Annotated in this window: 5 protein-coding genes; 4 read left to right on the top strand and 1 reads right to left on the bottom strand. The window is 64.7% G+C overall.

Features of this window, described 5'->3' with window-relative positions; all coding sequences use genetic code 11:
* A partial coding sequence (locus EN939_RS21730; RefSeq protein ID WP_164751132.1) for a GNAT family N-acetyltransferase occupies positions 1 to 292 on the top strand: 292 nt, incomplete at its 5' end.
* A gap of 137 nt (positions 293 to 429) precedes the next feature.
* Here EN939_RS21730 and EN939_RS21725 read toward each other — a convergent pair.
* Positions 430 to 1,416: an IclR family transcriptional regulator gene (locus EN939_RS21725; RefSeq protein WP_245473134.1), complete on the bottom strand. Its 987-nt coding sequence runs from the start codon at positions 1,414 to 1,416 to the stop codon at positions 430 to 432.
* Here EN939_RS21725 and EN939_RS21720 point away from each other — a divergent pair.
* The 3 genes from EN939_RS21720 (at position 1,385) to EN939_RS21710 (ending at position 4,546) form a co-directional block, all read left to right on the top strand.
* Positions 1,385 to 2,359, top strand: coding sequence for a Bug family tripartite tricarboxylate transporter substrate binding protein (locus tag EN939_RS21720; protein ID WP_127269608.1), 975 nt, complete (start codon positions 1,385 to 1,387; stop codon positions 2,357 to 2,359). The genes EN939_RS21725 and EN939_RS21720 overlap by 32 nt on opposite strands.
* Positions 2,360 to 2,481: 122 nt before the next feature.
* Entirely contained in the window at positions 2,482 to 3,018 is a 537-nt protein-coding gene (locus EN939_RS21715; RefSeq protein WP_027037688.1) for a tripartite tricarboxylate transporter TctB family protein, read from the top strand.
* A gap of 4 nt (positions 3,019 to 3,022) precedes the next feature.
* Complete coding sequence (locus EN939_RS21710) at positions 3,023 to 4,546, top strand: tripartite tricarboxylate transporter permease (RefSeq protein ID WP_127269607.1); 1,524 nt, start codon at positions 3,023 to 3,025, stop codon at positions 4,544 to 4,546.
* Positions 4,547 to 4,609 lie beyond the last annotated feature (63 nt).

Below are 4,609 nucleotides of genomic sequence, written 5' to 3'. Positions count from 1 at the left end.
CTTCATCGGCGAGGCCGGGTTTCACGACCTGAAGCGCGACATGGAACCATCGATCGAAGGCATTCCCGAGGCCGGGTGGGCGCTGGTTCCGGCCGTGCACGGGGCGGGCTTCGCCACCGCGGTGGGTGGCCGCATCCTGGCGTGGAGCGAAGAGATTTTCGGGCGCGAGAAGACCGTCTGTATCATCGATCCGGAAAACGGCGCGTCGCTGAGGGTGGCTGCGAAGTGCGGTTACCGGGAAGTGGTGAAGACCACCTATCACGACACTCCGACCATCCTGCTGGCGCGGTGACCTGAGCCGCGGGCTGACAGCTGCCGGCGCCGGCATGATGGCGCCTGTCGCCAGCAATGATGACGAGGCGGGCCGCGCCAAGAACCGCTGTGGCCTGGTCAAATTGACTTGAGCGGGGCTTCCAACGAGGACGTGTTCTACGGCATGGCGTCCGCTGCCAGGCTTGCCCGCTCGAGCATGGAGGCGTCCTCGCCGAAGGCGCGGGTGGCGCGGGCCGCCGCCTCGAGCAGCGGACGCTTCATGCGCTGCAGAAATGCCGCGTCGACGCGCGTGCTGGGTCCAGCCAGGGTCAAGGCGCCGAGCAGGACGCCTCCCGGGCCGAACACCGGCGCCGACACGCCCCCCGTCTCAGGGTCCCGGTCGCCCACGGCGAGGCAGTTGCAGGTCTCGCGGATGGTCTCGTACGGTTCGCCCTGCTGGCCCGAAAACGCTGCGAGCACGCGGCCTCCCGAGCCGAGCAGCAAAGGCAATACGTCGCCTTCGCGTATCGTGTAGCGGATCGGGTGCTTGGATTCGACGCGGTAAAGACAGGTGCGGACATCGCCCGAGCGAACATAGAAGGCAACGCTCTCCCAGCTTCGCTCGGAAAGATCGCGCATGATCGGCAGCAGGATATCGACCGCCACGACCGAACGCTGGTAGAGCGCACCGAGCCGAAAGGTCGCGGGTCCGACGCGGTAGCGTCCATTGTCGAGGCGCTCGAGCAATCGTCCGCGCATGAGGGAATTCGCAAGCCGCAGGATGGTGCTCTTGTAGAGGCCGGTGCGCGCCGCGATTTCGGCCAGGCTGAGCGACCGGTCATCCGTGGTGAAGGCATCGAGGATGGCAATGGCCCGATCAAGCGCGGCAACACCGTCCGCCGAGGTGCGATCTATTTCCCCATCTGCCGATTTGCTTGGCGAGTCCATGGTGGTTCCAGTTTGAAGAAAGCCGAGCGACGCGACTCTGTCGCGCCGCCAAATCGTTCTGTCCAGTAGAATATCGTTTCCGTTGACAGAACTCCGTAACATCTGCTTGAAATCGATGACGGGTCTGGATGCAGGCGCGTTTTGGCGGGCACCGGAGGAGGTGTCGTGATTTGGAGGAATCCCCATGCTGAACAGACGCAGATTTTTGATGAGCACCGCAGCCGTGGGTGCCGGGCTGATGACGTCGCATCTTTCTCCCGCTTACGCCGAAGGCGCGCCCCAGATACAGCTCTTCGTGCCTGCCGCACCGGGTGGCGGCTGGGACCAGACGGCGCGCACGATCGACCAGGTGCTGCGCAGTGAAAAGCTGATCTCGGGTTCGCAGATCACCAATGTCGGCGGCGCCGGCGGCACTGTCGGGCTGCCGCAATTCATCAGCCAGTGGAACGGCAAAGGCAATTCCCTGATGGTTGCCGGCATGGTCATGGTCGGCGCCATCATTGCCAACAAGGCCGCGAACAATCTGACGCAAGTCACCCCGATCGCCCGCCTCACCGGCGAGTTCGAGGCCCTGGTCGTGCCGGCGGAGTCACCGTTCAAGACGGCCGCTGATTTCGTCGCCGCGCTCAAGGCCGATCCGACAAAGGTTCCCGTCGCCGGCGGCTCCGCCGGCGGCTCGGATCACATCTTGTTCGGCTTGATTGCCAAGACGGTCGGCGTGCCGGCGACAAACCTGTCCTACGTGCCGTTCGCCGGCGGCGGTGAGGCGTTGTCGGCGCTGCTCGGCAACCAGGTCGCGGCCGGCATCTCCGGCTTTGGCGAGTTCTCCGAGCAGGTCAAGGCGGGCGCGCTGCGGCTGCTCGCCATCTCGGCTGACAAGCGTCAGGACGGCATCGACGCACCGACGATGAAGGAAGCCGGCATCGATGTCGAACTGTTCAACTGGCGCGGCGTCTTCGCACCGCCCGGCGTTTCCGACGCCGACAAGGCGGCGATGGTCACAATGATCGAGACCATGGCCAAGAGCGATGCATGGGCAACCGAATGCAAAAACCGCAACTGGACGCCCATCCTTTTGACTGGCGACGACTACGCAAAATTCCTCACCGAGGACACGGCCCGCATCACCGCGATCCTCAAGGATCTCGGCCTCGCCTGATGTCTTCAGGGGGCGGTTAGAGTGCCGCCCCCTTCCCATCTCGCCTGCCGCATGGACATATGATGCGGCGAAACTGCGGATGCGGCCGGCTGGAGGATGCCGGCCATCTTGGGAGGATACCGATGAGCACCAGCGACCAGCAGGCGGCGCCGTGGCGCCTTGCCGTGCCGGAATTGTTGATAGGCATCGGGCTCCTGGCCTGCGCCGGCGCCGTCGCCTGGCAGACGCTGGCAATCCCGGTGTCGCCGCTCTACTCCAAGGTCGGCCCGACCGTCTTTCCCTACCTCACCATGTTCGGCCTGGTGGTTCTTTCGCTGTTGCTCATCCTTGCCGCGCTTCGCGGCGGCTGGCAGCCGGAGGAGGAAAAGGAGACGCCGACCGACTGGAAGGCGATGGGCTTCGTCGTCATCGGCCTGATCGCCAATCTGCTGCTCATCCGGCCGCTCGGCTTCACGGCGGCATCCGTCATCATGTTCGTTCTGGTCTGCTACGGCTTCGGCAGCAAGCGCACGCTGCGTGACGCAGTGCTCGGCCTGATCCTGGCGCTGGCCGCCTATTTCGGCTTCGCCAGGGCGCTTGGCGTCAACATCGGTGCCGGTTTCATCGAGAACCAGCTGAACACGGTCATCGATGCGTTCATCACCATGTTGAGGGGCTGACGCCATGGAAACGCTCGGACATCTCGCACATGGCTTCTCGGTTGCCTTCACCCCGGTCAACCTTCTGTGGTGCCTGCTTGGCACCACACTCGGTACCGCCATCGGCGTGCTGCCCGGTCTTGGGCCGGCGCTGACCATCGCGCTGCTTTTGCCGATCACCTATCAGGTGGCGCCGGAGGCATCCTTCATCCTGTTCGCCGGCATCTACTACGGCGCCATGTATGGTGGTTCGACGACGTCGATCCTGCTCAACACGCCCGGCGAAAGCGCCACCATCGTCACTGCGTTGGAAGGCAACAGGATGGCGCGTTCCGGGCGCGGCGGCGCGGCACTCGCCACTTCGGCGATAGGCTCGTTCGTCGCCGGCACGATCGGCACGATGGGCGTCGCTTTCCTGGCGCCGGTGGTGGTCAAGTTCGCATTGGCCTTTGGTCCGGCCGAATATTTCTCTTTGATGGTGCTGGCCTTCATCACCGTTTCGGCGGTGCTCGGCTCGTCTTCCGTACGCGGCCTGACCAGCCTGTTCGCCGGCTTCGTCATCGGCATGATCGGCGTCGACCTGCAGACCGGCCAGCCGCGCTTCACCTTCGGCACGAACGAACTGCTTGATGGCGTCGATGTCATCATTGCCGCGGTCGGCCTGTTTGCCGTCGGCGAGACGCTCTACATGGCCTCGCGCCGCTATGCCGGCAAGGACGAGATCGTGCCGCTGAAGGGCTCGCTCTACATGACGGCGGCCGAGTGGGGGCGTTCGTGGAAACCCTGGCTGCGCGGCGCTGCGATCGGCTTCCCGATCGGCGCCATGCCGGCCGGCGGCGCCGAAATCCCGACCTTCCTGTCCTATGCCATCGAAAAGAAGCTGTCGAAGCACAAGGAGGAGTTCGGCACCGTCGGCGCCATCGAAGGCGTTGCCGGCCCCGAGGCTGCCAACAATGCCTCCGCCGCCGGCGTGCTGGTGCCGATGCTGACGCTCGGCCTGCCGACTTCGGCGACGGCGGCGATCATGCTGTCGGCCTTCCAGAGCTACGGCATCAATCCCGGGCCGCTGCTTCTCACGACCCAGGGCGACCTCGTCTGGGGGCTGATCGCCAGCCTGTTCATCGCCAACGTCATCCTCGTCGTCCTCAACCTGCCGCTGATCGGGCTGTGGGTGCGGTTGCTGAAAATCCCGGCGCCGCAGCTTTATGCCGGCATCCTGGTGTTCGCCACGGTCGGCACCTATGGCATTTCGCAATCGCCCATCGACCTCGTCATCCTCTATCTCCTGGGGGCCGCCGGCTTCCTGATGCGGCGCTTCGATTTCCCGACCGCGCCCGTCATTATCGGCATGATCCTTGGACCGCTCGCCGAAACCCAGTTCCGCCGGGCGATGACCATCTCGAATGGCGACTGGTCGGTGTTTTACACCCACAAGCTGTCGCTGACGCTGCTGACGCTCGCCTTCATCGGCCTCGCCGGCCCGCATATCTGGGCCTTCATCGAGCATCGGCGTCGGCGCGGACCGGAGCATGTGCCCGGCGATGCCTGATCGATCCATGACGCCATGACAGAATTGCTTTCCGGTATCCGCGTCCTCGACCTGACCAACGTC

The sequence above is a fragment of the Mesorhizobium sp. M7A.F.Ca.CA.002.05.1.1 genome (assembly GCF_003998335.1).
Lineage (GTDB): Bacteria > Pseudomonadota > Alphaproteobacteria > Rhizobiales > Rhizobiaceae > Mesorhizobium.
This window is presented reverse-complemented; position numbering and strand designations above follow the sequence as displayed.

Coding starts and splice junctions, on each gene's coding strand:
- EN939_RS21720 (WP_127269608.1), top strand. CDS start 1,385: ATGCTGAACAGACGCAGATTTTTGATGAGCACCGCAGCCGTGGGTGCC.
- EN939_RS21715 (WP_027037688.1), top strand. CDS start 2,482: ATGAGCACCAGCGACCAGCAGGCGGCGCCGTGGCGCCTTGCCGTGCCG.
- EN939_RS21710 (WP_127269607.1), top strand. CDS start 3,023: ATGGAAACGCTCGGACATCTCGCACATGGCTTCTCGGTTGCCTTCACC.